Annotated in this window: 25 protein-coding genes; 12 read left to right on the top strand and 13 right to left on the bottom strand. The window is 71.3% G+C overall.

What is annotated here, in order from left to right:
- Positions 1-432 precede the first annotated feature (432 nt).
- Positions 433-1,179, bottom strand: coding sequence for an anti-sigma factor (locus MWN52_RS05155; RefSeq protein WP_286576912.1), 747 nt, complete (start codon positions 1,177-1,179; stop codon positions 433-435).
- Positions 1,176-1,685: an RNA polymerase sigma factor gene (locus MWN52_RS05150; protein ID WP_286576910.1), complete on the bottom strand. Its 510-nt coding sequence runs from the start codon at positions 1,683-1,685 to the stop codon at positions 1,176-1,178. Before MWN52_RS05150 ends, MWN52_RS05155 begins: the two co-directional genes overlap by 4 nt.
- 34 nt (positions 1,686-1,719) lie before the next feature.
- On the opposite strand from MWN52_RS05150, the gene MWN52_RS05145 reads away from it, so the two are divergent.
- The 5 genes from MWN52_RS05145 (at position 1,720) to MWN52_RS05125 (ending at position 6,678) form a co-directional block, all read left to right on the top strand.
- Positions 1,720-3,054 (top strand): S8 family serine peptidase, encoded by a 1,335-nt coding sequence (locus MWN52_RS05145; protein ID WP_286576908.1) that lies wholly within the window; start codon positions 1,720-1,722, stop codon positions 3,052-3,054.
- 83 nt (positions 3,055-3,137) lie between these two features.
- A complete protein-coding gene (locus MWN52_RS05140; RefSeq protein ID WP_286576907.1) occupies positions 3,138-4,010 on the top strand; it encodes a hypothetical protein in 873 nt (290 codons plus the stop codon).
- Positions 4,011-4,118: 108 nt separating this feature from the next.
- Complete coding sequence (gene moaB / locus MWN52_RS05135) at positions 4,119-4,637, top strand: molybdenum cofactor biosynthesis protein B (RefSeq protein WP_286576905.1); 519 nt, start codon at positions 4,119-4,121, stop codon at positions 4,635-4,637.
- Between the two features lie 32 nt (positions 4,638-4,669).
- A complete protein-coding gene (gene ppk2 / locus MWN52_RS05130) occupies positions 4,670-5,455 on the top strand; it encodes a polyphosphate kinase 2 (RefSeq protein ID WP_286576903.1) in 786 nt (261 codons plus the stop codon).
- A 155-nt stretch (positions 5,456-5,610) separates the two neighbouring features.
- Positions 5,611-6,678: a glycosyltransferase gene (locus MWN52_RS05125; protein ID WP_345783508.1), complete on the top strand. Its 1,068-nt coding sequence runs from the start codon at positions 5,611-5,613 to the stop codon at positions 6,676-6,678.
- A 12-nt stretch (positions 6,679-6,690) separates the two neighbouring features.
- Here the strand turns inward: MWN52_RS05125 and MWN52_RS05120 are convergent, their stop codons facing one another.
- The 3 genes from MWN52_RS05120 to MWN52_RS05110 are packed head-to-tail and all read right to left on the bottom strand — an operon-like array spanning position 6,691 to position 8,827.
- Positions 6,691-6,915, bottom strand: coding sequence for an acylphosphatase (locus tag MWN52_RS05120; RefSeq protein WP_425608082.1), 225 nt, complete (start codon positions 6,913-6,915; stop codon positions 6,691-6,693).
- Between the two features lie 44 nt (positions 6,916-6,959).
- Entirely contained in the window at positions 6,960-7,550 is a 591-nt protein-coding gene (locus MWN52_RS05115; protein ID WP_286576902.1) for a TlpA family protein disulfide reductase, read from the bottom strand.
- Positions 7,550-8,827, bottom strand: coding sequence for a YihY family inner membrane protein (locus MWN52_RS05110; RefSeq protein ID WP_286576900.1), 1,278 nt, complete (start codon positions 8,825-8,827; stop codon positions 7,550-7,552). Before MWN52_RS05110 ends, MWN52_RS05115 begins: the two co-directional genes overlap by 1 nt.
- A gap of 118 nt (positions 8,828-8,945) precedes the next feature.
- Between MWN52_RS05110 and wrbA the strand changes: the two genes are divergently transcribed.
- The 3 genes from wrbA to MWN52_RS05095 are packed head-to-tail and all read left to right on the top strand — an operon-like array spanning position 8,946 to position 10,446.
- On the top strand, positions 8,946-9,545 hold the full coding sequence (gene wrbA / locus MWN52_RS05105; protein ID WP_130523398.1) for an NAD(P)H:quinone oxidoreductase: 600 nt from the start codon (positions 8,946-8,948) through the stop codon (positions 9,543-9,545).
- Positions 9,542-9,904 carry a DUF2069 domain-containing protein gene (locus MWN52_RS05100; protein ID WP_286576898.1) on the top strand — a complete coding sequence of 121 codons (363 nt, stop codon included), beginning with the start codon at positions 9,542-9,544 and terminating at the stop codon, positions 9,902-9,904. Before wrbA ends, MWN52_RS05100 begins: the two co-directional genes overlap by 4 nt.
- A gap of 56 nt (positions 9,905-9,960) precedes the next feature.
- Complete coding sequence (locus MWN52_RS05095) at positions 9,961-10,446, top strand: asparaginase domain-containing protein (RefSeq protein WP_286577682.1); 486 nt, start codon at positions 9,961-9,963, stop codon at positions 10,444-10,446.
- 677 nt (positions 10,447-11,123) lie between these two features.
- Here MWN52_RS05095 and MWN52_RS05090 read toward each other — a convergent pair.
- The 3 genes from MWN52_RS05090 to sufT form a co-directional block, all read right to left on the bottom strand.
- Positions 11,124-12,929, bottom strand: a complete 1,806-nt coding sequence (locus MWN52_RS05090; RefSeq protein WP_286576897.1) for a S8 family peptidase — start codon at positions 12,927-12,929, stop codon at positions 11,124-11,126.
- Positions 12,930-13,338: 409 nt separating this feature from the next.
- Complete coding sequence (locus MWN52_RS05085; RefSeq protein WP_286576896.1) at positions 13,339-14,433, bottom strand: branched-chain amino acid aminotransferase; 1,095 nt, start codon at positions 14,431-14,433, stop codon at positions 13,339-13,341.
- Positions 14,434-14,542: 109 nt separating this feature from the next.
- Positions 14,543-15,094, bottom strand: coding sequence for a putative Fe-S cluster assembly protein SufT (sufT, locus tag MWN52_RS05080; RefSeq protein WP_130515893.1), 552 nt, complete (start codon positions 15,092-15,094; stop codon positions 14,543-14,545).
- 155 nt (positions 15,095-15,249) lie between these two features.
- Between sufT and MWN52_RS05075 the strand changes: the two genes are divergently transcribed.
- A complete protein-coding gene (locus MWN52_RS05075) occupies positions 15,250-15,663 on the top strand; it encodes a hypothetical protein (protein WP_286576894.1) in 414 nt (137 codons plus the stop codon).
- A gap of 28 nt (positions 15,664-15,691) precedes the next feature.
- Here the strand turns inward: MWN52_RS05075 and MWN52_RS05070 are convergent, their stop codons facing one another.
- Both MWN52_RS05070 and MWN52_RS05065 read right to left on the bottom strand, forming a co-directional pair.
- Entirely contained in the window at positions 15,692-17,146 is a 1,455-nt protein-coding gene (locus tag MWN52_RS05070; RefSeq protein ID WP_286576893.1) for an NAD(P)(+) transhydrogenase (Re/Si-specific) subunit beta, read from the bottom strand.
- Entirely contained in the window at positions 17,143-17,442 is a 300-nt protein-coding gene (locus MWN52_RS05065; protein WP_130515887.1) for an NAD(P) transhydrogenase subunit alpha part 2, read from the bottom strand. Before MWN52_RS05065 ends, MWN52_RS05070 begins: the two co-directional genes overlap by 4 nt.
- A 145-nt stretch (positions 17,443-17,587) precedes the next feature.
- Between MWN52_RS05065 and MWN52_RS05060 the strand changes: the two genes are divergently transcribed.
- From MWN52_RS05060 to MWN52_RS05050, 3 genes are read left to right on the top strand one after another with little or no spacing between them, the layout of a single operon-like run.
- A complete protein-coding gene (locus tag MWN52_RS05060) occupies positions 17,588-18,160 on the top strand; it encodes an RNA polymerase sigma factor (RefSeq protein WP_130515885.1) in 573 nt (190 codons plus the stop codon).
- Positions 18,157-18,525, top strand: coding sequence for a hypothetical protein (locus tag MWN52_RS05055; RefSeq protein WP_286576892.1), 369 nt, complete (start codon positions 18,157-18,159; stop codon positions 18,523-18,525). The genes MWN52_RS05060 and MWN52_RS05055 overlap by 4 nt, the downstream gene beginning before the upstream one ends.
- Positions 18,522-19,007: a DUF3106 domain-containing protein gene (locus tag MWN52_RS05050; RefSeq protein ID WP_286576891.1), complete on the top strand. Its 486-nt coding sequence runs from the start codon at positions 18,522-18,524 to the stop codon at positions 19,005-19,007. The genes MWN52_RS05055 and MWN52_RS05050 overlap by 4 nt, the downstream gene beginning before the upstream one ends.
- A 321-nt stretch (positions 19,008-19,328) precedes the next feature.
- Here the strand turns inward: MWN52_RS05050 and MWN52_RS05045 are convergent, their stop codons facing one another.
- The 3 genes from MWN52_RS05045 to MWN52_RS05035 form a co-directional block, all read right to left on the bottom strand.
- Positions 19,329-20,426, bottom strand: coding sequence for an NAD(P) transhydrogenase subunit alpha (locus tag MWN52_RS05045; protein ID WP_130523390.1), 1,098 nt, complete (start codon positions 20,424-20,426; stop codon positions 19,329-19,331).
- Between the two features lie 67 nt (positions 20,427-20,493).
- A complete protein-coding gene (locus MWN52_RS05040) occupies positions 20,494-22,884 on the bottom strand; it encodes a DUF1631 domain-containing protein (RefSeq protein ID WP_286576890.1) in 2,391 nt (796 codons plus the stop codon).
- A 136-nt stretch (positions 22,885-23,020) separates the two neighbouring features.
- The gene (locus MWN52_RS05035) at positions 23,021-25,246 is read right to left on the bottom strand and encodes a DUF1631 family protein (protein WP_286576889.1); all 2,226 of its coding nucleotides are present in this window, start codon (positions 25,244-25,246) and stop codon (positions 23,021-23,023) included.
- Positions 25,247-25,332: the final 86 nt, after the last annotated feature.

The raw sequence follows: 25,332 nt of genomic DNA, 5'->3' as shown, positions 1-25,332 counted from the left end.
AAGCGCGGAGCGTGGGCGCGCCTGCTGGGTGGATCAGGCGGTCATTCCGGCACGCGCGTAGCGGGTCGAGGAACGGCGCGGCAGGCTAAAGACCAAGAGCCCAGGCCGGGAGAACCCGCGCCGTCTATGCACTCGCTGACATGCATCAGTCCGTCATTCCCGCGAAGGCGGGAATCCATGGACGTGAAGCTTCAGATTGAAGGGCATCGAACCAGGTGATGGCCGCCCGAGTCAGAACACCGGCAGCCGTCGTTCCCGCGAACGCGGGAATCCAGCGCCTTTGAGTTTCCCGCGCCAACGTCCATGGGTTCCCGCATTCGCGGGAACGACGGTAGTGGGGCTGTGGGGGCTTTAAACGGAAAGCAGACTAGGCAAGGCGCGCTTCCAGCAGCGACATCTCGCCCGCCTCTGGTCCGATAGCTTGCCCGTCACTCAGCGCCAGCCCGCCTTGCGCGCGGCCTGCTCCCCGCCGGCATCCAGCGCGTCGCCGTCGATACGCGCATCCACTGCATCGAGCACCGCCGGCGGCAGCGGCGAGGCGGCCTGCCTGAGCTCGCCCTGCGCGTGCTCGGCATCGCGCGCCAGCACCGGCAGCGACCAGCCCTGGGCGCCGCGGCAGGCCAGGCCCGCGGTCCTGGCCGATTCGACGCGGAAGGCGCGGCAGTACTGCCCGTCCTGGTCGCGGAAGCTCAGGGCGATCTGCACCTTGCCCGCGTGATCGGCGGAGAGCTGATCGTCCAGCGCGGCGGCCAGCGCGCCGCGCGCCTGCAGGCCGTCGGCGCCCTGTACCCAATCCGCGCCGCCGGTGCCGCGCAGCCAGGGCAGCGCGATCACCGCCAGCACGACGCCGGCCGCCAGCGCGCCCAGGTGCGTCCACAGCGTGCGCGCCCGCTTGCGCGGCGGGAACGCCACCACGTTGCTCGGCGCCGCCGTCGGCTCGGCCGCGGGCTCGGGCGATGCCGCGCCGTGGCCCAGGACGAACTGCACCAGCGCGTCAGGCACCGGTTCTTCGAGCGCGGCGGCATGCGAGGTGCGCACACGCGCGTCCAGGCGCCGCTGCCGCGCCACGCGCGCGGCCAGCTCCGGATCGCGCGCCAGGGCGGCATCGACCTGCGCCGCGTCCTGCGGGTCCAGCGCTTCGTCCAGGTAGGCCATCAGGGTGGCGTCGTCGATGTTCATGTCGCTTCTCCAGGTTCGCCCAGCAGGGCCTGCAACGCCTCGCGTCCACGCGCGAGTCGGCTGGTCAGGGTGCCGATCGGAATCTCCAGCACCTGCGCGGCCTCGCGGTAGGCCAGGCCTTCCACCAGCACCAGCGCGATGGCGCTGCGCTGTTCCTCCGGCAGGCGCGCCATCGCCGCCTCCACCGACATGCGCAGCGCGTGCGCCCCGACCGCGTCCTCGCCGACCTGCTCGCCCAGCTCCGCATCGGCGAACACCTCCTGGCCGCGCCGGCGCGCGCGCACCTCGTCGATCCAGGCGTTGCGCACGATGCGGTACAGCCAGGGATCCAGCGGCTGGGCCGGATCCCACTGCGCCGCGCGCGCCAGCGCGCGCTCGGCGGCGACCTGCAACAGGTCGTCCGCATCGTGCGGTGTGCCGGCCAGATTGCGTGCGTAACGGCGGAGTTTGGGCAGCCGCTCGCACAACGCCTGGCGGAAAGACGGGCTCGCCGCGTCCTGCTTCATGCCTGATATACGATTGGGAAGCCAGATTGCTTCCATGACCCGCGCAACATTTTTCCCCCTGCCACGGCGATCCCAAGGCGGCGCGATCCTAGCGCAGACGGCCGCCCTTGCGGCGCTGCTGGCCTGTGCGCCGGTCGCCCTGGCCCAGTTGCAGCCGCTGCCGCCCCTGCCGCAGACCGCCGCGCCGATCACCCGGACGCTGGGGCAGGTCGTCGACCCGCTGATGCGCGACGCCACCACCCTGGCCGACCGCACCCTCACCCAGGCACGCCAGCTCGGCCAGCGCCAGCTGCTGCGCGAGCACCGCGACGTGCTCGATACCGATCCCAACGACAACGTGGTGATCCGCAGCCAGGTCCTGGCGCTGGCGCCGACCCCCGAGGCGCTGGAACGTGCGCGCCAGGCGGGCTTCACCGTAGAGGCGCCGCGCCGGCTCGACGGGCTGGACCTGGAGGTCGTGCCGCTGCGCGCGCCGGCCGGCCAGTCCACGCGCCGGGCGGTCGAGGCATTGCGCGCACTCGATCCGGCCGGCAGCTACGACTACGACCACCTCTATGCCAGCAGCGGCGCGGCCGAGGCGGCCAGCGGCGCTGCGGTGACGCCCGCCGCGAGTGCGGCGGCCACGCCCTGGCGCGTCGGCCTGGTCGACAGCGGCGTGGACGCCGGCCACCCCGCGCTGAAAGGCGCGCAGGTGCAGCGCTGGGGCTGCGACGACCAGCCGCACCCGGACCTGCACGGCACCGCGGTGGCCTCACTGCTGGTCGGCGATGGCCAGCGCGCGCAGCCCGGCGTGCAGCTGTTCGCCGCCGATGTGAACTGCGGCGCGCCGACCGGCGGCAATGCGCTGGAGGTCGCCCAGGCCCTGGCCTGGCTGGCCCGGCAGCAGGTCCGCGTGGTCAATCTGAGCCTGGTCGGTCCGGACAATGCGCTGCTCAAGCGGGCGGTGGCCGCGGCCATCGGGCGCGGCATGGTCGTGGTCGCCGCGGTCGGCAACGACGGGCCGGCGGCGGCGCCGCTGTTTCCTTCGGCCTATCCGGAGGTGATCGGCGTGACCGCGGTCGATCCGCGCGATCGCGTCCTGCCCGAAGCCGGGCGCGGTCCGCAGGTGGATCTGGCGGCGGTCGGCGCGCAGGTGGAGGCCGCCGCGCCGGGCGGCAGGTTCGAACGCATGCGCGGCACCTCGTTCGCCGCCCCGCGCGTGGCCGCGCTCGCCGCGCAAGCCTTGGCCGCGCATCCGGACGAGGATGCCGACGCCCTGCTCGCCGCGCTGGCGGCGCATGCGCGCGACCTCGGCAAGCCGGGCCCGGACCCGGTCTACGGCCGCGGGCTGGTCCCGGGCACGCCAGATGAACAGGCGGCAACACGTTAGAAACGCCGGGAAGAAATTTTCCCGCTGGGCCGTAGTGCTTCCTGAAGGCAGCGGATTTCCCGCGCCAACGAGGGAGACATCTCATGCGTCACAACACTCTGACGTGGGCCACGGCCGCCATCATCGCGCTGGCCAGCACCGGTGCATCGGCTCAGGTCCTGGGCGGCCTGGGTGGCCAGGTGGGCGGCGCCATCGGCGGCGCCGGCAACCTTGGCGGTCAGATCGGCGGCGTCGGTGCGCCCGTGAACGGCATCGGCAACACCATCGACAACACCCGCGGCATGGCCGGCGATCGCCTGCAGCAGACCCGCAACCGCGCCGAGCGCGCCACCCAGCGCGCGTCGGACACCGCCGCCTCGGTGCGCGATCAGGCGCAGTCGGTCGGCGGCCAGGCGCAGGCGCTGGGCAGCGCCGCCGGTTCGGCCGCGCAGCTGACCGGTGACGCCAGCGGCACCGGCAACGCCGCCGCCAGCGCCTCGAACGGCGATCTGAGCGGTGCGCTCAACGGGGCCGGCAACGCGGCCGGCTCGGCCAGCCTCGACACCAGCGGCGTGACCAGCGCCGCCGAGTCCAGCGCGGCGCAGGCCGCCGGCTCGGCCCGCGCCGGCGCCAGCCAGGCCGCGCAGGGCGTGCGCAACACCGCCGGCCGCGTGCGCAACGGCGCGCAGGCCGCCGCGACCCGCGCCCAGGGTGGCGTGCAGGGCGCCGCCAGCCAGGTCGGCAGCGCCGCCTCGCAGGCCGGTGACAGCGCCGCGTCGACCAGCGCCAACGGCTCGGCCTCGGGCAACGCCAACGGCAGCGGCGCGCTGGGCAACAGCCTGGGCAACAGCACCAGCAACGCCGCCGCCTCCGGCAACACCAGCGGCAACGCCAGCGGCAGCGCCTCGCGCAATGGCGTGAACGCCTCGGTCGGCGGCTCGGCCAACGGGTCGGCGAACGCCAGCACCCAGCCGTAAGCGTCAGCTGCGGTCCGCACCGGCGCCGGCTTCCTTCGGGAGGCCGGCGCCTTTCATTTGGACGCGGCCTTCGTTGAAGCCTCACCGCCCTGGGCTTAGGCTGGCGCGATGAGCCATGCAGATACCTTGATTCCCCTGCGCCTGTGCGTGCTGACCGTCTCCGACTCGCGCACCCTGGCCAACGACAGCTCCGGCGACTATCTGGTCCAGGCCGCCACCGACGCCGGCCACCTGCTGCACGAGCGCACGCTGGTGAAGGACGACATCTACCGCATGCGCGCCATCGTCTCGGCCTGGATCGCCGATGACGAGGTGGACGGCGTGCTGATCACCGGCGGCACCGGCTTCACCGGGCGCGATTCCACGCCCGAGGCGATCGCGCCGCTGCTGGACAAGCAGATGCCCGGCTTCGGCGAGCTGTTCCGCGCGGTCAGCGTGGAGGAGATCGGCACCTCCTCGCTGCAGTCGCGCGCCTTCGCCGGGCTCGCCAACCGGACCTTCGTGTTCTGCCTGCCGGGCTCGACCTCGGCCTGCCGCACGGCCTGGGAGAAGATCGTCTCGGCCCAGCTCGACGCCCGCACCCGGCCCTGCAACCTGGCGACCCTGCGGCCACGGCTGAAGGAATAAGCTCGGCCGCCACGCCCGCGCCAGGACCCGACATGAGCAAGAAATTCAAGCGCAAGGACTACGAGGAAGCACTCGCGCCGCTGCAGCTGCAGCTGGTCAACCTGTCGCGCTGGCTGCTGCAGACCGGCAAGCGCGTGGTGGTGATCTTCGAAGGCCGCGACACCGCCGGCAAGGGCGGGGCCATCGATGCCATCCGCGAACATCTCAACCCGCGCCAGTGCAAGGTCGTGGCGCTGCCCAAGCCGTCCGACCGCGAAGCCACGCAGTGGTATTTCCAGCGCTACGTGCAGCAGCTGCCGGCCGGCGGCGAGATCGTGCTGATGGACCGCAGCTGGTACAACCGCGCCGGCGTGGAGCGGGTCATGGGCTTCTGCACGCCGGACCAGTACACGTCCTTCCTGCAGCAGGTGCCGATCTTCGAACGGCTGCTGATCGACGACGGCATCCTGCTGTTCAAGTACTGGCTGACCGTGGACCAGGCCCAGCAGGAGGCGCGCTTCGCCGAACGGCTGGAGGACCCACTCAAGCGCTGGAAGCTTTCGCCGGTGGATCTGGAGGCGCGCAAGCAGTACGCGGCCTATACCGAGGCGCGCGAGGCGATGCTGGCCGCTACCCATACTCACCACGCGCCGTGGACCCTGGTGGACTTCAACGACCAGCGGCGTGGGCGCATCACCCTGATCCGCGACCTGCTCTCGCGCCTGCCGGATACCACCGTGCCACCGGCCCGGCTGGACATGAAACCCCTGCACGGCAAGCTGCTGACCGAGAGCTACCACCTGATCGAGCCGCTCCCGGATACCAGCGACGAGCGGTAACGCCGGTAACGCGTCAGCCGATGGCCCGGCGAGGGCGTCCGGGCCACAGCGACTGAATACACGGTGACAAATGCTGCCCCCGCAGCGTGACGAAATGCGCGAAACCTTTCATCATGTGTTCATCACGGCACCTGTGCCCGTGCCGGACGTCACCCATGCTGCATTTCGCCCCTGCTTCCGCCTCGCCCCCCCTCCCGCCGCGCGTCCGCCTGATCACCCGTGACAACGGGGTGGGGCTGCGCCGCGACCTGGTCATCATGTCGCGGGCCCTGGCCAGCGCGCAGATCGGCAGCCAGGCGCTGGCCTTCGGCGGATCGCGCATGGGCAACAACCTGCGCCAGACCCGCGCCCGACTGGGGGCGCTGGCCACCGGGCGCATCGAGACCCAGATCTTCCTGGAGCGCGTCTACCGGGGCTGCCTGCCGGCCGCCCGGCGCAACGTGCTGGTCCCCAATCCGGAGTGGATGCTGGACAAGTGGCTGCCGCTGCTGCCGCGGTTCGAGCGGGTGCTGTGCAAGACCCGCCACGCCGAGCGGGTGTTCGGCGCGCTGGGCTGCGAGACGCGCTACATCGGCTTCACCAGCGAGGACCGCTTCGACGCCAGCGTGCCGCGCCGCCGCGCCTTCCTGCACGTGGCCGGGCGCAGCACCGCCAAGGGCACCGAGGCGGTGGTCCAGGCCTGGCTGCGCCACCCGGAGTGGCCGACCCTGACGGTGGTGCAGTCGCGCGATGTGCCCCGGATCGTGGCCCCCAACATCAACCACCGCCTGGACTACCTGGACGATGCGCAGCTGCGCGAACTGCAGAACGCGCACGCCTTCCACCTGTGTCCGTCCGAGGCTGAAGGCTTCGGCCACTACCTGGTCGAGGCGCTGAGCACCGGCGCGGTGGTCATCACCACCGACGGCGAGCCGATGAACGAGCTGGTCACCCCCGAGCGCGGCCTGCTGCTGCAGCCCTCGGCGCAGCGGGCGATGGCGCTGGGCACGCGCTATCGCGTGGAGGCCGAGGCGATCGAGGCGGTGGTCGAACGCGCACTGGCGCTCAGCCCGGAGACCTGCGCCGCGCTGGGCGAGGCCGCGCGGGCCTTCTTCCTGGACAACGACGCGGCCTTCCCGCAGCGCCTGGCCCAGGCCCTGCAGCTGTCGCTCGACCCGGAAGTGCCGCGCCGCGGCCTGGCCCGTCTGGCCACCGCCATGCTGCCGGGCCAGAGCACCGGCTGAGCACCGCGGCGGTCAGCCGATGCCGAAGCCCGGCGCGACCGCCTCATCCCAGGCGGCACGTTCCAGCTCATCGACCCGCGCCAGCGCGGGGCCGTGCGCCAGCCATGCGGCCAGCGCCTCCACGGCGGCGGGCTCGCCGCGCGCCACCACTTCGACCCGGCTATCGGCCAGATTGCGCGCGTAGCCGTCCAGCCCCAGCGCGCGGGCCTGATCGCGGGTTGAGGCGCGAAAGAACACGCCCTGCACGCGTCCGCTGACCAGGAACCGGGCGGCGATGGCGCTCAGGACTTGGCCGCCGTGCCGGCGTCGACGGCCTGTTCGATCTCCTGCGGGGTGATCGGCCCGAGGAAGCGCTTGGCGATCCGGCCCTGCGGATCGAGCAGATAGGTCGTGGGCAGGCCGGCCGGCGGCTCGAACGCGGCCGGCGGGTGATCCATCGACACCTGCGCGATCGGATAGGCGACCGGGTGCTGCTTGAGGAAGGCCACCAGCGCATCCGGCGCGATGTCGTCGAAGGCCAGGCCGACCACGTCGATGTCCTGGCGCCGCTGGTCCAATTCGGACAGGGCCGGCATCTCGGCCAGGCAGGGATGACACCAGGTCGCCCAGAAGTTCACCACCACCCAGCGCCCGCGATGCGTGGCCAGGTCGAGCGTGCTGCCGTCGGTGGCGGTCAGCTTCAGCGCGACCGGGCCATCGGCGGCGGGCGGCGTGGACGGCGGCGCGGTGGTCGCTTCGGGCGTGGTCGTTTCGGGCGCGGCGACGGCGGGTGCGGAGGTGGCGGGCGCCTGCGCGCGCTGGCAGGCCGCCAGCACGAGCAGCGCCGTGCAGGCCAGGGACAGGGGCAGAACGCGGGAACGGGAGGGCGTCATCAGCGGGGCGACTCGGGCAGGTTGCGGTAGAGGGTGCCGGCGTGATGCTGCAGCAGCTCGCGCACGGGCAGGCGGACGCGATCCAGCGCCTCGCGTGCGGCCACGCCCAGCGCGTCGTCCTGGCAGGGCAGCGTCACCTCGGCGATGGGGATGCGCAGCTGGCAGGCCTCGTAGAGTTCGGCCAGCGTGGTGTCTTCCAGATCGCGGGCCAGCAGCCACTGGCCGTCGTCCGCACAGCGCAGCAGGTTGATGCGCGCCAAATGGCCGATCAGTTCCTGGACCAGCGAGTCGGTCAGCATCGGCTCGAGCTTCATGATCTGGTTGTCGGTCAGGCCGTGGCCGTGGCGCCGCGCCTCGACGAAGCGCCCGAGCAGGCGCAGCAGGCCGTAGATCTCGAAGCCCTCCGGCAGGCGCATGGCCTGCGGCTGGTAGCGGAAGGCCGCCATCGACGAGGCCAGCGAGGCGCCGAGCAGGATCGAACTCCAGCTCAGATAGATCCACAGCATCAGGATCGGCGCCACCGCCACCGCGCCATAGATGCGCGTATAGGAATTGAAGCTGGCCAAGTACAGGCCCATGCCCCACTTGATCGCCTCCAGCCCGATCGTGGCCAGCAGCGCGCCGGCGAAGGCGTAGCGCCACTGGATGGATCGATGCGGCACCACGCGGTAGATCGCGGCGATGGCGCACAGCTCGATCAGCACCGGCGCCAGTGACAGGGCCAGCGAGGCCACCTGCCGCCCCTCGGCGGTCCGGAACAGCGGCAGCGCGAACACCTTGGCGGTGATCGCCAGCGAAGCGGCCGACAGCAGCGCGCCCAGCGTCAGCACCGTCCAGTACATGACGAAGCGCCCCAGCCGCGGGCGCGTGCCCGACACGCGCCAGATGCGGTTGAACGCGGCCTCGACGCTGTTGAGCGTGATCAGCAGCGAGATCACCAGCGCGATCACGCCGGCCACGGTCAGATCGCGCGCCGCTGCGGCGAACTCCTTCAGATAGCCTTGCGCCGAGCGCGCCGCGCTGGGCACGAAGTTGGAGAACACGTAGTCGCTGAGCGTGTCGCTCCACTGGCGGAAACCGGGGAACGCGGCCAGCACGCCGAACACCACCATCGCCAGCGGCACCAGCGCGAACATGGTCGTATAGGCCAGCGCGGCCGCGGTCTGGAACAGGCGGTCGTCCCAGAAGCGCCCCAGCAGAAAGCGCGCGAACGCCGTCAGCCGCGCCCGGTCGCGCACGTGCTCGTTCCAGCGATGCAAGGTGGAGGCCAGGGACATCGGGGCCAAGCCTACCCGAAGTGGCGTGGGCGGCTGTGGTGGCGAGCATCCTCGGCCGCGACAAGCCGGCCTGCCAGCGCCGATACTGGCGCCCCCTTGCCGCGTGGACGCCCCGCCGATGCCCGAGATCCTGGTCCTCTACTACAGCCGTGGCGGTTCGGTCGCGCGCCTGGCGCGGCAGATCGCACGCGGCGTCGGCGAGGTCGAGGGCATGGCGGCGCGCCTGCGCACCGTGCCGCCGGTGGCGGTGGTGACCGAGCGCAGCGCGCCGCCGGTCCCCGACGAGGGGGCGCCGTACGTCGACAAGCAGGACCTGGCCGACTGCGCGGGGCTTGCGATCGGCAGCCCGACGCGCTTCGGCAACATGGCCGCGCCGATGAAGTTCTTCTTCGATTCGCTGGGCGCCGAATGGGCCAGCGGCACGCTGGTGGGCAAGCCGGCGGCGGTGTTCACCTCCACCGCGAGCCAGCACGGCGGACAGGAAGCGACGCTGCTGAGCATGCAGATTCCGCTGCTGCACCACGGCTGCCTGATCGCCGGCATTCCGTTCACCGAGCCGCAGCTGAGCACCACGCGCACCGGCGGCACGCCTTATGGCGCCAGCCACGTGGCCGGCGGCGAGGACGATCCGCAGCCCAGCGAGGAAGAGGCCGCGCTGGCCCGTGCGCTGGGCCGGCGCCTGGCCGACATCGCGCGTCGGCTGCAGGCCACGCCATGAGCGGCGTGCGCACCCCGCGCCCGCTGCTGGCGCTGATGCTGCTGGCGCTGTCGGCGCTGTTCGGCTGGTGGTTCCGCGACGATCGCCACGCGCTGGCCACGCTGCTGGTGTTCACCGCCCCGCCGCTGGTGCTGGCCATCGGTGCGCGGCTGGGATCGCGGCTGGCGGTGTTCTGGTCGGGTGTGCTGGCGTTGGGCTGGTTCAGCCACGGGGTCATGACGGCCTGGTCGCATCCGGAAGTGCGGCTGTACGGCTGGATCGAGCTGCTGCTGGCGCTGGCCATCGTGCTGACCTCCAGCTGGCCGGGGCTGCGCGCGCGGCTGGGCCGCAAGCCGAAGGCCGACGGCGACGCACGCTAAAATCGTCCGTCTTCGATCCCTGCCTGGACCACGCCGTGAACGCTCTTTCCTCGCCCATGGACGATCTGCTCATCGTCACCACCGGCGGCACCATCGACAAGATCTACTTCGACGACAAGTCCGACTATCAGGTCGGCGAGCCGCAGATCGGTCGCATCCTCAAGGAGCTGGGCGTCGCGTTCCGCTTCACGGTGATCCCGATCATCCGCAAGGATTCGCTGCACATCACCGACGCCGACCGCGAGCTGCTGCGCGCCACCATCGCCGCGCAGTCCGCGCGCCATGTGCTGATCACCCATGGCACCGATTCGATGGTGCAGACCGCGCAGGCGCTGGCCTCGCTGGAGGACCGTGTGATCGTGCTCACCGGTGCGCTCAACCCGGCCGGTTTCCGCGGGTCGGACGCCGAGTTCAACATCGGCTGCGCGGTCGGTGCGGTGCAGTCGGCGCCGGAAGGCGTGTGGATCGCCATGAACGGCCGCATCTGGGACCCGCGCCACGTGCGCAAGAACGTGGCGGCCAACCGCTTCGAGCCGGCCTGAGGCAGGCGTAGCTGTCAGCGGAGGCTCTCGCGCGGCCGGACTTCCCACCACGGGAACCTGAAAGATCTACTCCAGATTGAGGGAGCACATCGCCTGAGCGCCCTACTTCGGAAGGGCAGCGGTCCGGCGGGCAGTGGCCGCTTATCCCTCAATCAGGGCATCCTGCCCTGATTCGGGCGCTCGGCTCCTGCCTCGCTAGGCGCGCCCCCTGCCCGCCGGCCCGCTGCCTCGCGCGTCATGTGTTGAGGCTTCGGTTCGAAAGAAGCCCCGATCCATCCGCAGAGGGCCTCTACCGGTTGGGTGCGGACCCCAGTCAGCGTGGGAGCCGCCATGGCGGCGATGGGCTTTTCTCATCAAAGTTTCAGCGCTGCTCAAGCATTGTCCGGCCGAGCCTCATCGCCGCCATGGCGGCTCCCACCAAAGCACGAGGCGCGGTCAGTCCTTTCCCATCCCGGCGTCGGCGGACTGAGCCGAGGAGCCGCGCCCGGCCGGATCAAGGCTGGCGGGCGAAGTGCGCTCGTCGTAGCGCACGCACCCGCACTCCAGCGGAACAACAACAAAAAACCCGCCGGGCATCCTGCTCCGGCGGGTCGTTCGTTGCGCGCTTCCTTACGGCGCAGGGCGGGCGTCCTTAACCCCGCGCAATCCTTGCGCGACCCTGCGAACCTGGTGACGGGTTACGGGGTGTAGCTCCCGGTCAGCTGCACGCCCGAATAGGTCGAGTAGGCCTTGACCCGCACGTAGTAGGTCCCGGTCTGCGGCGAGGCGAAGCTGCAGCTCTCCGAATTACCCGACTTGTACGGCCGGCAGGCGTAGGTCGAATCGGTCGGCGCACTGCCGAACCTCACATACAGGTCCGCATCGCCCGAGCCACCGCTGATGGTGAACTTCAGGTTGGTGGCGCCGGCCGGCACGTTGAGCGTGTAGTTGACCGAGTTGCCGGTGCTGGCCGACAGCCCGGTCACCGCCACACCGTTGGTGAGCGTCGAACCACTGCTACCGCCGCCGCCACTGCTACCACCCGCCTTGGCGGCATCCACCGCCGCGCGCGCCTGCACGATACCCGCACCGATCGGCTGCGAAGGCGTGGACGGGAAGGCCCGCGCGGTGTTCTTCAGGATCGTCTCGACCTGGGCCGGGGTCAGCGCCGGGTTGGCCACCGACTGCATCAGCGCCACCACGGCCGCCACGTGCGGGGTGGCCATCGAGGTGCCGCTGTAGGAGGCGTAGGTCTCCGAACCGGGCGAGGTGGTGCCGGAGTTGAGGGTGGAGAGGATGCCCGAGCCCGGCGCGGCGATGTCCACCAGCGAACCGTAGTTGGAGTAGCTGGCACGCGCCCCGCTGCTGGTGGTAGCGCCCACGGCGACGACGTTGTTGCAGTTGGCCGGGCTGGCGTTGGAGACGTTGGTGTTGTCGTTGCCGGCGGCGATCACCAGCGTGGTGCCACGCGACACGGCGCCGTTGATCGCGGTCTGCGTGGTCGTGCCGCAGGCGCCGCTGCCGCCCAGGCTGAGGTTGATCACCTCGGCCGGATTCTGGTTGGCGGGCACGCCGCTGACCGTGCCGCCGGAGGCCCAGACGATCGCGTCGGCGATGTCCGAATCGAAGCCGCCGCACTTGCCCAGCACGCGCACCGGCACGACCTTGGCGCCGTAGGCGATACCGGCCACGCCCTTGCTGTTGTTGGTGACCGCGGCGATGGTGCCGGCTACGTGGGTGCCGTGCCAGCTGCTGTTCTGCGCAGACTGCGGCACCGGGCGGCCCTGCGAATCGGTGCCGCACTCGCCGACGGCCAGCCAGTCGCCCGGATCGCTGGGATCCGAATCGCGGCCGTTGCCGTCGTTGCCGATGGTGGTGCCGCCCGGCAGCGTGTAGGCGGTGATGAAGTCATAGCCGGGCAGGATGTTGGCGCTGAGGTCCGAGTGCGAGGTGATGCCGGTATCCAGCACCGCCACCACCGTGCCCGCGCCATTGGTCACGTCCCACGCCGTGGTGGCGTACATGCCGCCGGTGCCGGTGCCCAGGTCCCACTGCTCGCTGAAACGCGTGTCGTTGGGCGTCAGGGTGGGACGATTGAGCTTGTCCACCTCCACATAATCCACGTCGGGATCGGCGGCGATCTGGCGCATCAGCGTCTCGGCGTCGGCGCGGTCCAGCTTGCGGCTGGCCACCACCACATCCGAACCCACCGCGGTGCGGCGCAGGTGCCGCAGCCCCAGGGCCGCGCCCTGCGCCGAGGGCACGGCGCGCGCGATGCCGCTCAGCGATTGGGTCAGCGACGCGTCGCTGGTCGCCTTGGTGCTGCCGTCACGGTACTTGACGATGAAGCGCTGGAATCCTTGCTGCTCGGTCGACTGCAGGCCGCTGAGGTTGACCCGACCCTGGGCCATCGCCGGGGACAACACCATCGTGGACAACGCGATGGCGGTTGCGGCGGTCAGGGCACGCAGCTGCAGACGACGCTTGGACACAACATCGGACATCGTGAATTCCTTTTTCGCTTGAGTAGACCGCGCTTGGCGCGGAGAAGAACCGGCGATGACCCACGGCCACATCGGGGGCTGTTTGGCGTGGATTGCAGCGCGTGTGACCTCCGGCGGACGGGTTTGCCGTTATGGCGAACCTGACCGAAACCTAACCGAGGCGAACGTGCCGCGAGATGGCCTCGATGTCATTTTGTGACCGAGTGCGTCATGAAAAAAACTCATCTAGACACCCACTGAAACCATCAGGATGCGATCCGTTGCTGTCGCAACCTGTCTCGCCTTGGCTTTTCAAGGCCTGAGCGCGCCATTCCGCGACCTCGGCGAGAAATCCTCCGCCGCAAACGACGACGCCCGGCGCGAGGCCGGGCGTCGGGGGCCGCTTGCTACGGCGCGTCAGGGCCTGCGATCAGGCATCCAGGCGCACCAGCCAGCCGTGGCGGTCCGGCAGGCGGCCGTACTGGATGTCGGTCAGCTCCTTGCGCAGCGACATGGTGACCTCGCCGGCCGGCGCATCCGGGCTGCCCACGGCGAAGCCCTCGCCCTTCAGCTCGCCGATCGGGGTGACCACCGCGGCGGTGCCGCAGGCGAAGACCTCGGAGATCGTGCCGTCGGCCACGCCCTGCTTCCACTCGTCGATGGAGACCTTGCGCTCCTCGACCTGCAGGCGGCGGTCGCGCGCCAGCTGCAGGATGGATTCGCGGGTGATGCCTTCCAGGATGCTGCCGGACAGCGCCGGGGTGACCAGGCGGCCGTCGGCGAAGACCAGGAACACGTTCATGCCGCCCAGTTCCTCGACGTACTTGCCCTCGACCGGGTCCAGGAACAGCACCTGCGAGCAGCCCTGGGCCTGGGCGATGGTCTGCGGCAGCAGCGAGGCGGCGTAGTTGCCGCCGCACTTGGCCGCGCCCGTGCCGCCCTTGCCGGCGCGCGCATAGTCGGTGGACAGCCAGATCGACACCGGCGCCACGCCCTTGGTGAAGTACGGGCCGGCCGGGCTGGCGATGACGTAATAGGACGCCTTCTGCGCCGCGCGCACGCCCAGGAAGGCCTCGTCGGCGATCATGAAGGGGCGGAAATACAGGCTGGTTTCCGGCGCCGAGGGCACCCAGGCGCCGTCGACGGCGATCAGCTGGCGCAGCGACTCGACGAACAACTCCACCGGCAGCTCCGGCAGCGCCAGGCGCTTGGCCGAGCGCTGCAGGCGCGCGCCGTTGGCCTGCGGGCGGAAGGTCCAGATCGAGCCATCGGCGTGGCGATAGGCCTTGATGCCTTCGAAGATCTCCTGGCCGTAGTGCAGCACCGAGGCGGCCGGATCCAGCGACAGCGGACCGTAGGGCTGCACCCGGGCGTCGTGCCAGCCGTCGGCGCGCGTCCAACGGATGGCGACCATGTGGTCGGTGAAGTGGTTGCCGAAGCCCGGTGCGGCGAGGATCGCCTGGCGATCGGCATCGCTGCGCGCGGCGGCGGAGGGCTGGACGGTGAAAGCCTGGGACGAAGACATGGACCGCGACCTTGCTGGAGGACAAAACCCGGCAAGGATAGCGCCGCGCGCGCGGCGATTCACCCGACGCGACCACACGCAACCAATGCGCCGGCCCCGGCGCGGCGCCTTACAGCATGCCGGTTTCCAGGCGCGCGGCCTCGGACATCATCGTGCGGTTCCACGGCGGGTCGAACACCAGCTCGACATCGGCCTCGGTGACGGTGGGGATCATCTCCAGCTTGCTGCGCACGTCGTCGACCAGGATCTCGCCCATGCCGCAGCCGGGCGCGGTCAGGGTCATCTTGACGCCCACCTCGCGCTCGCCCCCGTCGCGATGGCGCAGGTCGACCTCGTAGACCAGGCCCAGATCGACGATGTTGAACGGGATTTCCGGGTCGAAGCAGGTGCGCAGCTGGCGCCAGACCAGCTGCTCGACCTGCTCGTCGCTGGCGTTGTCGTCCAGTTCCAGCGGCTCGGGCGGCTCCTTGCCCAGCGCATCGGCGTCCTTGCCCGCAATGCGGAACAGATTGCCTTCGACGAAGACGGTGTAACTGCCGCCCAGGGCCTGGGTGATGTAACCGTAGGTGCCGGCCGGGAGCGTCACCGACTCGCCGGCGGGCACCATGACGGCGGCGCAATCACGCTCGAACTGGACCGGTTCGCTGCTGCTGGAATACATGGGGGAGAAATGGGGACGCGGGGCCGCGAGGCAAGCGCGCATTCTACCCGGCGCATCGCCCGGCCACGGCGCCACGCCGCGCGCCACAGCGTTGCGGGCCGATCGCGCCGGCCGGGACGGGTATGCTTGTCCGATTGCCCTGCGCGCCGTTGCCGATGCCCGCCCCGTCCGTTCGCTTCCCTCCGCTGACCGCCCTGGTCGTCTTCGCGCTGCTGGCCCTGCTGCAATCGCTGATGTGGATCGGCCTGGCCGCCTGGCTGGACCGCCAGTGCGGCTGGATGGCGCTGCTGCCGGCGCTGACCGCGGCCTGGCTGCTGCGCGCCGGCGGCATGGCGCCCGGCGCGTGGCGCGCGCTGTGGGCCGGCCTGCTGACCCTGCTGACCGTGGTCTGGGCCAACTGGGGCATCGTGGTGCTGCAGGTAGGCGTGATGATGGGCGTGACGCCGCAGGAATCGGCCGGCAAGCTCGGCGCGCACCTGGCCTGGACCCTGATCACGCTGGCCACCACGCCGCTGGACTGGGCGCTGATGGCGCTGGCGGTGATCGTGGCGGCGGTGCTGGCGCGCTGACGGCCAGCGCGCCGGTGCTGCCGGCGGCTCAGTGGCCGCCGTCGAGCGCCTTGAGTTCGCTCACCAGCGCGCTGGCCATCTCCGCGCCGTCGCCGTAGAGCATGCGCGTGTTGTCGGCGTAGAACAGCGCGTTCTCGATGCCGGCAAAGCCGGTGCCCTTGCCGCGCTTGATCACGATGACGTTGCGGGACTCGACCACGTCCAGGATCGGCATGCCGTAGATCGGGCTGGCCGGATCGGTCTTGGCGACCGGGTTGACCACGTCGTTGGCGCCGATCACCAGCGACACGTCGGTGTTGGGGAACTCGGGGTTGACGTCGTCCATGTCGGCGATCAGGTCGTAGGGCACGCCCGCCTCGGCCAGCAGCACGTTCATGTGCCCGGGCATGCGCCCGGCGACCGGGTGGATGGCGAATTTCACCTTCACCCCGCGCGCGATCAGGCGCTGGGCCAGCTCCCAGATCTTGTGCTGGGCCTGGGCCACGGCCATGCCGTAGCCGGGCACGATCACCACGCGTTCGGCGTAGGCCATCATCGCCGCCACGTCGCCGGCCTCGATCGGCTTCTGCGTGCCGCTGATCTCGGCCGCCGCGCCGCCGCCGCCGAAGTTAGAGAACAGCACGCCGCTGACCGGGCGGTTCATCGCCTTGGCCATCAGCCGGGTCAGCAGGATGCCGGCCGCACCGACCATCATGCCGGCGATGATCAGCGCCTCGTTGCCCAGCACGTAGCCCTCGAAGGACACCGCCAGGCCGGTGAAGGCGTTGTACAGCGAGATCACCACCGGCATGTCCGCCCCGCCGATGGGCAGGGTCATCAGCACGCCCAGCGCCAGCGCGGCCACGAAGAAGGCCACGATCGCCAGCGGCGACAGCGACACCGCCGCCCACACGCCCAGCGCGACCACCGCCAGCGCCACGCCCAGGTTGAACAGCTGCTGGCCCGGGAAGGTCACGCGCCGATCCAGGCGCCCGTCCAGCTTGGCCCACGCGATCACCGAGCCGGACAGCGACACCGCGCCGATGGCCGAGCCGATCACCGCCAGCGCCAGGGTGGTCGCCCCGGGCGCACGCGCGGCCAGCTGGGCCACGGCGGCCTCGCTCCAGTTGGACGTGTCGCGATGGACGATGAAGGCGTAGCGCAGCAGTTCCACCGCGCCGATGGCCGCGGCCGAACCGCCGCCCATGCCGTTGTACAGCGCCACCATCTGCGGCATGTCGGTGATGGCCACCTTCTTGGCCGAGATCCAGGCCGCGCCGACGCCGATCGCCATGGCCAGCACGATCAGCGCCAGGTTGTGCAGGCCCGGCAGGAAGAACGTGGCGCCGGTGGCCAGCAGCATGCCCGCGCCGGCCCAGCGGATGCCGCTGCGCGCGGTCACCGGCGAGGCCATGCGCTGCAGGCCCAGCAGGAACAGCGTGGCCGCCACCAGATAGCTGGCGCTGACCACCCAGTCCAGCACGCCCACGGTGGTCGGGTTCACGGCGCGTCCCCGGGTTTGCGGCTGGGCTTGAACATGTCCAGCATCCGCTCGGTCACCACGTAGCCGCCGGCGGCGTTGCCCGCGCCCAGCAGCACCGCGACGAAGCCCAGCGCCTTCTCCAGCGTGGTGTCGGCATGGCCCAGCACCACCATCGCGCCGATCAGCACGATGCCGTGGATGAAGTTGGAACCGGACATCAGCGGCGTGTGCAGGATCACCGGCACGCGCGAGATGATGACGTGGCCGGCGATGGCCGCCAGCATGAAGATGTACAGCGCAACGAAGCCGTCGATCATGGAACCGCGCTCCTCATGGACCCGCGCCCGGCACCGACCGGGGCGGGGCGCATCATAACCGCGACCTGACCGGGCCCGCCGCGCCGGTCAACCGCGCCGTGCGCGGCGCGTTTGCTCCGGTAACCGTGCTGCGTTGGCTATCCTCGTGCTGGTGAGTCCCCTGCTCCCCGATCCACCCGACATCCAATCGCCTGCGCCCGCCGTGCCCCCGGCCTCGCTGGAGGCGTTCCTGGGCGGCATCTCCACCCGCGCCTTCCGCTTCGCCGAGGCCGGGCTGCGCAGCCGCGAGGACGCGCTGGACGCGGTCCAGGATGCAATGATCAAGATGCTGACCTACGCCGACAAACCTGCCGCCGAATGGACGCCGCTGTTCTGGAGCATCCTGCGCCGGCGCATGATCGACCTGCAGCGCCGCGGACGCTTCCGCCTGCGCTGGATGGTGCCGGCCAGCGAGCGCAGCGAGGAGTCGCTCATCGACTGGGCCGATCCGCACGCCGGCCCGGCCGACACCCACGACCAGCGCGAAGGCTATGCGCGCCTGGTCGAGGCCCTGCGCGGCCTGCCCGCCCGCCAGCGCGAGGCCTTCACCCTGCGCGTGCTGGAGGAGCTGGACGTGGCCCAGACCGCGCGCGCGATGGGCTGCTCGGAAGGCTCGGTCAAGACGCATCTGTCGCGTGCGCGCGACGCTCTGCAGAAACAACTGGAGGAGTTCCGATGAACGCCCCGTCCGACTTCGACCACCGCATGCGCCAGTGCCATGCCGCCTCGCTGCAGGCGCTGTCGCCGCAGACGCTGGCGCGCCTGCGCGATGCGCGCCACGGCGCCGGCCGCGCGCAGCGGCCGCGCGGCTACGCCTGGCTGGGTGCCAGTGCGTTGGCGGCCGTGCTGGCGGTGGTCGCCGCCGCCCGGCTGATGCCGCCTTCTTCCCCGGCCGTTTCGTCCAGCGCCACCCACCAGGTGCTGGCCGTGCAGGCCACCCTGCCTTCCGATGCCACCGACGCCTATGTCAGCACCGCCGACGTGCTGGACCAGAACCCGGACCTGTACGTCTGGCTGGGGGCCTCGGACACCAAGATGGAATGACGCCCATGCGCCGCTTTGCTTCCCCCCTGCTGCTGTTGCTGCTCGCGCTGTGCTCCGTCACGGCCACCGCGCAGGACCGTCGTCCGCCGCCCCCGCCTCCGCCGCCCCCGGGCGACCAGGGGCCGCAGCAGAACTGGCCGGCCTGGGACCAGCTCACCGCGCAGCAGCGCGACGTGCTGGTCTCGCAGCTGCGCGATCGCTGGAACGACGACCCGTCCCGGCGCGGCCGGATGATGGACCACGCCCAGCGCTGGCAGCGCATGAGCCCGCAGCAGCGCGACCAGGCCAAGCGCGGCATGGAGCGCTACGAGCGCATGAGTCCCGAGCAGCGCGACCAGGCCCGCGCCCTGTTCGACCGGATGCGCACCCTGCCCCCGGCCCAGCGCAAGCAGCTGCGCGACCAGTGGGACGCCATGACGCCGCAGCAGCGCGAGGACTGGGTCCGCGCCCACCTGCCGTCGCCGGAAGACGATCCGGATTGACGGTGTGGGCCGTGTTCGTGGCCTTCGGGCCAGTGGCGGCGATCGGTCTCTCGGTAAAGCCGCATCGCCGGCATGCCGGCTCCCACTCGTAGAGCGGAGCTCGCTCCGCTGGGGCTTCCCCGATGATCCACTTGTAGAGCGGAGCTTGCTCCGCTGGGGCTTCCCCGATGATCCACTTGTAGAGCGGAGCTTGCTCCGCTGGGGCTTCCCCGATGATCCACTTGTAGAGCGGAGCTTGCTCCGCTGGGGCTTCCCCGATGATCCCACCGAAGAGCAGCGGAGCAAGCTCCGCTCTACAGGTGAGGGACGTCCCGCTCGCCTTCAGGCCGGCACGGCCTCGGCCTGCCATCGCGTCTTGGCCAGCAGCTCGTCGTCCCAGTCGAACGAGAGGGCATCGCCCTTCAGGAACAGCGCTACGAAGTTGTAGACGTTGCGCGCATACATCTCGCTGGCGTGCACCGCGCCCAGGCTGGCCAGGTTGAGCGGCCCGGCGACGGTCACACCGCCCTCCGTGGTCACGGTCTGGCCGGGCTGGGTCAGTTCGCAGTTGCCGCCGGTCTCGGCCGCCAGGTCGACGATCACGCTGCCAGGCCGCATGCCTTCCACCATCGCGGCGCTGACGATCTTCGGCGCCGGGCGCCCGGGCACCGCGGCGGTGCACACCAGGGTGTCCACGCTCTTGAGGTGTTCGGCCAGGCGGCGCTGCTGTTCGGCGCGCTCGTCCTCGGTGAGCTGGCGCGCATAGCCGCCCTCGCCGGCCGCGCTCACGCCCAGGTCGAGGAACTTGCCGCCCAGCGATTCGATCTGCTCGCGCGTCTCCGGACGCACGTCGAAGCCTTCCACCTGCGCGCCCAGCCGGCGCGCGGTAGCGATCGCCTGCAGCCCGGCCACGCCGGCGCCGACGATCAGCACCTTGGAGGGCCGGATGGTGCCGGCCGCGGTGGTCAGCATCGGGAAGAAGCGCGGCGTCAGCTCGGCCGCGATCAGCACCGCCTTGTAGCCGGCCATGCCGGCCTGCGAGCTGAGCACGTCCATGGCCTGGGCGCGTGTGGTGCGCGGCAGCCGCTCCAGCGGGAAGGCCAGCACGCCGGCGCGCTGCAGCGCCTGCGCGCGGTCGGCATCGGCCTGCGGATGCAGGATGCCCACCAGCACGGTGCCGGCCGGCCAGCTGGCGATGGCCGACGCCGGCGGGCACTGCACGCACAGCACCAATCCGCCGCCGATCGGCGCGCCGGCGTCCACCACGGCCGCGCCGGCATCGCGATAGGCCTGGTCGGGGAACCCGGCCGCGGCCCCGGCGCCGGAGTCGACCTGCACGGCGGCGCCGGCGGCGATGAGCTTTTTCACGGTCTCCGGGACGGCGGCCACGCGCCGTTCGCCCGCTGCCGTCTCCCGCACCACCCGTACCTCGACCGTCATCCCGGTTGCGCCCGCCATCGAAGGAGCCGCGATGCTAGCAAAGCGCCGCGCCGCCGGTGGCCGGCCCTCAGCCCGGGCCGGGCTGGCGCAGCACGCCGTCCAGGCGGTCGATCACGCCCTGCATGGCGCTGTCAAAGGCGTCCTCGTGCCGGTGCCGGCGCAGGCGACCCAGCCGCACCATCACCGCCAGTTCTTCGGGCGAGGCCACGCAAAAGCGCACGCCGCGGCGGTTGACGAACAGCAGCCGCGCCGAGATCGGGCTGACCCAGGACAGCTTGCCGGCCTGGACCTTGTTGTCCTTGTCGATGAAGTCCAGCCAGGTGCCGATCGGCAGCCCGCGGAAATGCTCGGCATCGGCGCTGTCGAACTCCAGCGCGTCGGTGCCGCCGACCAGGGCCAGGTTGGGCGACTGCGCCGCGGCCGCGGCGGCCTGCGCGGCCGGTTCGGCCACCGGCGGCAGATCGGGCAGCGCGCGCTCCAGGTCCGGGCGCGAGACCGACACCGCCTGCAACGTGTCGTGCAGCGCGTCGATCGCCGCGCCGGCGGCCTCGCCGCCCATGCCCACGCTGCTGAACACCTTGATCAGCCCGTGCCGCCATTCGGACAGCCACGGCTTGCCGACTACTTGCGCCTGGGCCTCGGCCAGCTCGTGCAGCACGCCGTCGGCCAGGGCCAGCGCGCTGGCCGCCATCTGGCTGTCCTCGCCCTCGCGCAGCAGGGCCATGGTCAGATGGTGCGCCCAGGGCTGGCGCAGGAAATCCTCGATCGTCTGCGGCACGCGCCGGCTCTCCAGGCGCTTGGCCAGTTCGATCGCGGCGCGCGCCCGCGCCGCCTCCAGCCGCTCCTGGCCGCGCTGCAGCTCGGTGGCGCGCCGCTCGGCGATCTCGATGCGGCGCTTGTGCTGGCCGAGGAAGTCGCGGAACTCCTCCTCCAACATCTGGAAGATCGCCAGGTTCTCGTTGAACTCGGCCACCAGCCGGTCGACCACTTCCTCCACCTTGGCCAGCAGCGTGCGGTCGGCCTGCGACTCGCCGGTATTGCCCTCGCAGGCCTCGGCCAGCACGTTGAGCAGGCGCCGCGCCGGATGGGTCTTCTGCACGAACATGCGCCGGTCCAGCAGCGCGACCTTGACGAAGGGCACCACCAGCTTGCCCATCAGCTCGCGCGAATGGGTCTCCAGGTCGCGCTCGTCGAGCATCACGTCGAACAGCATGCCGACCAGGTCGATGGCGTCCTCGTCCACCGGCGACAGACGCGTGGCGCCCGGCTCCATGCCCAGGCGCGAGGCGTTCTGGATGACCTCGCTCTTCAGGCGCTGGGCCAGCGATTCGCTGCTGCTGCCGGTGGCCACCTCCTGCAGCGTGTCGCTGGGCGTGGTCTGCAGCATGGACAGCACCGAGAGCATCTCGCGCTTGGACAGCGAGCGGCTGTCCATGCCTTCCACGCACTGGCCGCGGCCATCGCCGGGCCCCGCCGCGGCGACGTCGCCGACACGGTGGCTGCGCGATTCCTGCAGCAGGTGGTGCAGGGCCTCGAGCAGCACGCCTTGCGCGCCGGGCGCCAGCGGCGCCTCGGCCCCGGACCAGGCGCCGTAGCCGTCGCAGCCCTGGCCCTCGCCGGGCCAGCGCTGCGCGGGCGAGCTCAGGCGCTCGGTGAAGCGCGCCATCCATGCCGGCAGCGCGTCGTCGTCGTTGACCGCGCTCTGGCCCTCGCTGGCGGCCTGGCGCACCTCCACCGATTCCAGGCCCGGGATGGCCGCCGGCGGCGGCGCGGCCGGGCGCGGCACCGGCCTGCGCGCGGCGGTGGGTTGCTCGGGCATTACCCCGGCCTGGGCCAGCAGCAGATCGAGCGTGTCGTAGATGCGGCCCAGCTGCGGGACCAGCTCGCGCTCGCCCAGCTTGAGCACGGTCAGGCGCACTTCCAGGGCGAAGTCGCAGGGTGCGAAGGCCTCGTGCAGGGCCACGCCGACGTGTTCGGCGCCGATCGGGTTGTGCTCGGCGTCCAGCTCCTCGATCCCGGCGATCATCGCCAGGCGCCGGTCCAGGCGCTGCAGCACCTGGCGGCAGTCGCGGCCGACCACGCTGGCCAGGTTGCGCGCGGCCAGGCGCGATTCCAGCTCGGTCTCCGACAGCAGGCTCAGGCCGGTGACATTGGCGTCGGTCAGCGCGGTGTCGACCGACAGCGGTTTGCCGTCCTCCAGCGCGCGCCAGGCCTTCTCCAGGTGATCGCGGAAGCGGGCGACGGAGGGTTCGCGCTGGCGGCGCAGTTCGCGCATGCCGTCCAGGAAGGCCATCTGCGCCGGGCCTGCGCGCTCGGCGCGGTCGAACAAGGCATCGTCGAACCGCCCCAGCGCCTCGCCGAACGCGCTGGTCAGCGCAGGCAGTACCGTGCGCCGGGCCTGCTCGAGCAGACGCGGACTGCGTCCCAGTCCGTGCTGGAAGTCGGCGTAAGAAGACATACGGGCATCGTGTCCGTGGGGGTCAGACTGGGGGGAATGCGGTCCCCGACCGCTGCGTCATCCTAGTGTGAGCCCGGGCCATGAACCGTGACGGAACTCCCACTGCCTGTCCCTCCAAAAACAAAGACTTAGCGCCTCAGTTTTCCAGCTGATCGATGGCGCCCTGCATGGCGCTGTAGAAGGCGTCCTCGTGCCTGTGCATGCGCACGCGATCCAGCTGCGCCATCGCCGACAGCTCGTCGGGCGAGGCCACGCACATGCGGCTGCCGCTGCGGTCCACGAACATCAGCCGCGCCGAGATCGGGCTGATCCAGCTCAGCTTCCCGGCGCGCACACTGCCGCTGCGCGAGACGAAGTCCAGCCAGGTGCCCATCGGCAGCTGGCGGAAGTAGTCGGCGGTGACCTCGTCGACCTCGGCCAGCGCGTGCGGCTCCTCCCACGCCGCCGGCGCGGGCGCCTCGGGCTGGGCGATCAGCGGCGGACGCGGCAGCGGCGGCAGCTCGGACAGGGCCGCCGCATCCTTGCTGGCCTGGCCGGACAGTGCATCGCGCAGCGCGGCGCGCGCGGCCTGCGCATCGGCCTGGCTCAGCCCCAGGTTGTCCAGGAGCTTGGTCAGCGCCGGCTGCAGCTGCTCCAGCCAGGGCCGGGCCTGGTCGTGGACGCGGGCCAGGTCGAGTTCCTCCAGCAGCGCATCGGCCAGCGCCAGCGCCTGGGCCAGGTCGTCCGCGCCGCTCTCCCCGCGCAGCACGGTCATGCCCACATAGGGCGACCAGTAGCGGGTCATGAAATCGCTGATCGCCGGCGGCAGGGTGCGGCCCTGCAGCCGCGCGGCGGCGGCGCCGTCGGCGAAGCGGCGCGCTTCCTCGCGGCGCTCCTGAGCGCGATGCAGCTCGGTGGCGCGGCGCTCGGCGATCTCGACCCGGCGCTTGTAGCTGGCAAAGGCGGTGCCGAAGGACTGCAGCCAGCCGGCGAACACCTCGGTGTGCTCGGCGAAGTCCTGCTGGATGGCGTCGACGGTGCGGTCGAACTCCGCGCGCAGGGCCTTCTCGGCGGCCTCGTCGCCGACCAGGGATTCGGCGGCGTCCGCCAGCAGGTTGAGCAGGCGGCGCGGCGGGTCGTTCTCGCGCAGGAACAGGTCCGGGCTCAGCAGCGCGACCTTGGCGTAGGGCACCAGCAGCTGCTGCATGTCCTGGCGCACCGGGCCCTGCAGGTTGCATTCGTCGAGCATCACCTCGAACAGCATCGCCACCAGGTCCAGCATGTCCTCATCGACCGGATCCAGCCGCACCCGCGCCGGGTCGATGCCCAGCTTGGCGCCGGTGGCGCGGATGTCGTCCTTCAGCCGGTCCTTGAGCCGCGCCGGGCGCGGGCCGGCGGGCGACTCCTCCGGCATGGACTGCAGCAGCGAGAGCACCGAGAGCAGCTCGCGCTGGGACAGCGCCCGCCGCGCGTCCGGGCCGGCCTGCTGCTCGAGCTGGCGCGAGCGCTGCAGCAGCGCGTGCAGGTCCGCCGGCAGGATCTCCTGCACCGCGCGGGCGTGCTCGTTGCCGGCCGGCGCGGCGCCGGCCGCGTCCGGCGGCTGCCACTGGGCGAAGAAGCGCGCGATCCAGTCCGGCGCCTGCTCGCCATCGGCCTCACCCTCGGTGATCAGCCGCGCGCTGGGGATGCGCCGGCGCGAGCGCGGCTGCAGCAGCGCGCGCTCTGAGGCCTGGATCACCTGCATCAGGCGCTGTTCCAGTCCGGCATACAGCACGCCCAGGCGCGACTGCAGCTCGTCCTCGCAGATGCGGATGATCTCCAGCCGCGCGGCCGGGGCCAGGGTCAGCTCCTCGAAGGCGTCGAACACGCCGGCGCCGAGGTGATGGGGGCCGAACGGCAGCGTGTCGTCGCTGAGCTTGATCCCGCCGGCGAGCAGGCCGACGTAGCGGTTCACCCGCATCAGCTCGGTCCGCCAGCGCGCGGCGATGGCATCGGCCATGCGCCGGATCGCCAGGCGCACCTCCATGTCCTGGTAGCTGAGCAGGCTCAGGCGCGCGGCGCCGTCGCGGTCCAGGTCGGCCTCGGCCAGCTTGTACTCCACCGACAGCGGCCGGCCCAGCTCCAGCAGCTGCCAGGCGTTGACCAGGTGGCTGCGGAAGCGCGAGAGGCTGTGTTCGCGGCGGCGACGGACTTCCTGCTTGGCCTCGATCAGGTCGATCTGCGAGGCGCCGCCGCTGCCGGCCTGTTCATCCAGGCGCGCGGGCAGCACGTCCATCACCGACTGGAAAATCTCGCCCAGCGGCACGACGGCCAGCAGCCGCAAGTGCTCCAGCAGCGCCGCATTGCGGTCGCGCCTGCTGTCCTGGGTGAAACCGTTCAACATGCCCCGATCCCACGCCCCCGTCAGTGCCGTCAAGTCGCTCGAGAATCTCCTGGCCGGATGACCATGAGACCGGCGCCGCATGCGCC

The organism is Pseudoxanthomonas winnipegensis (genome assembly GCF_030322905.1).
In the GTDB taxonomy this organism is placed as follows: domain Bacteria; phylum Pseudomonadota; class Gammaproteobacteria; order Xanthomonadales; family Xanthomonadaceae; genus Pseudoxanthomonas_A; species Pseudoxanthomonas_A winnipegensis.
Note: the sequence above shows the minus strand (reverse complement) of the source record. Positions and strands in the feature narration are given on the sequence as shown.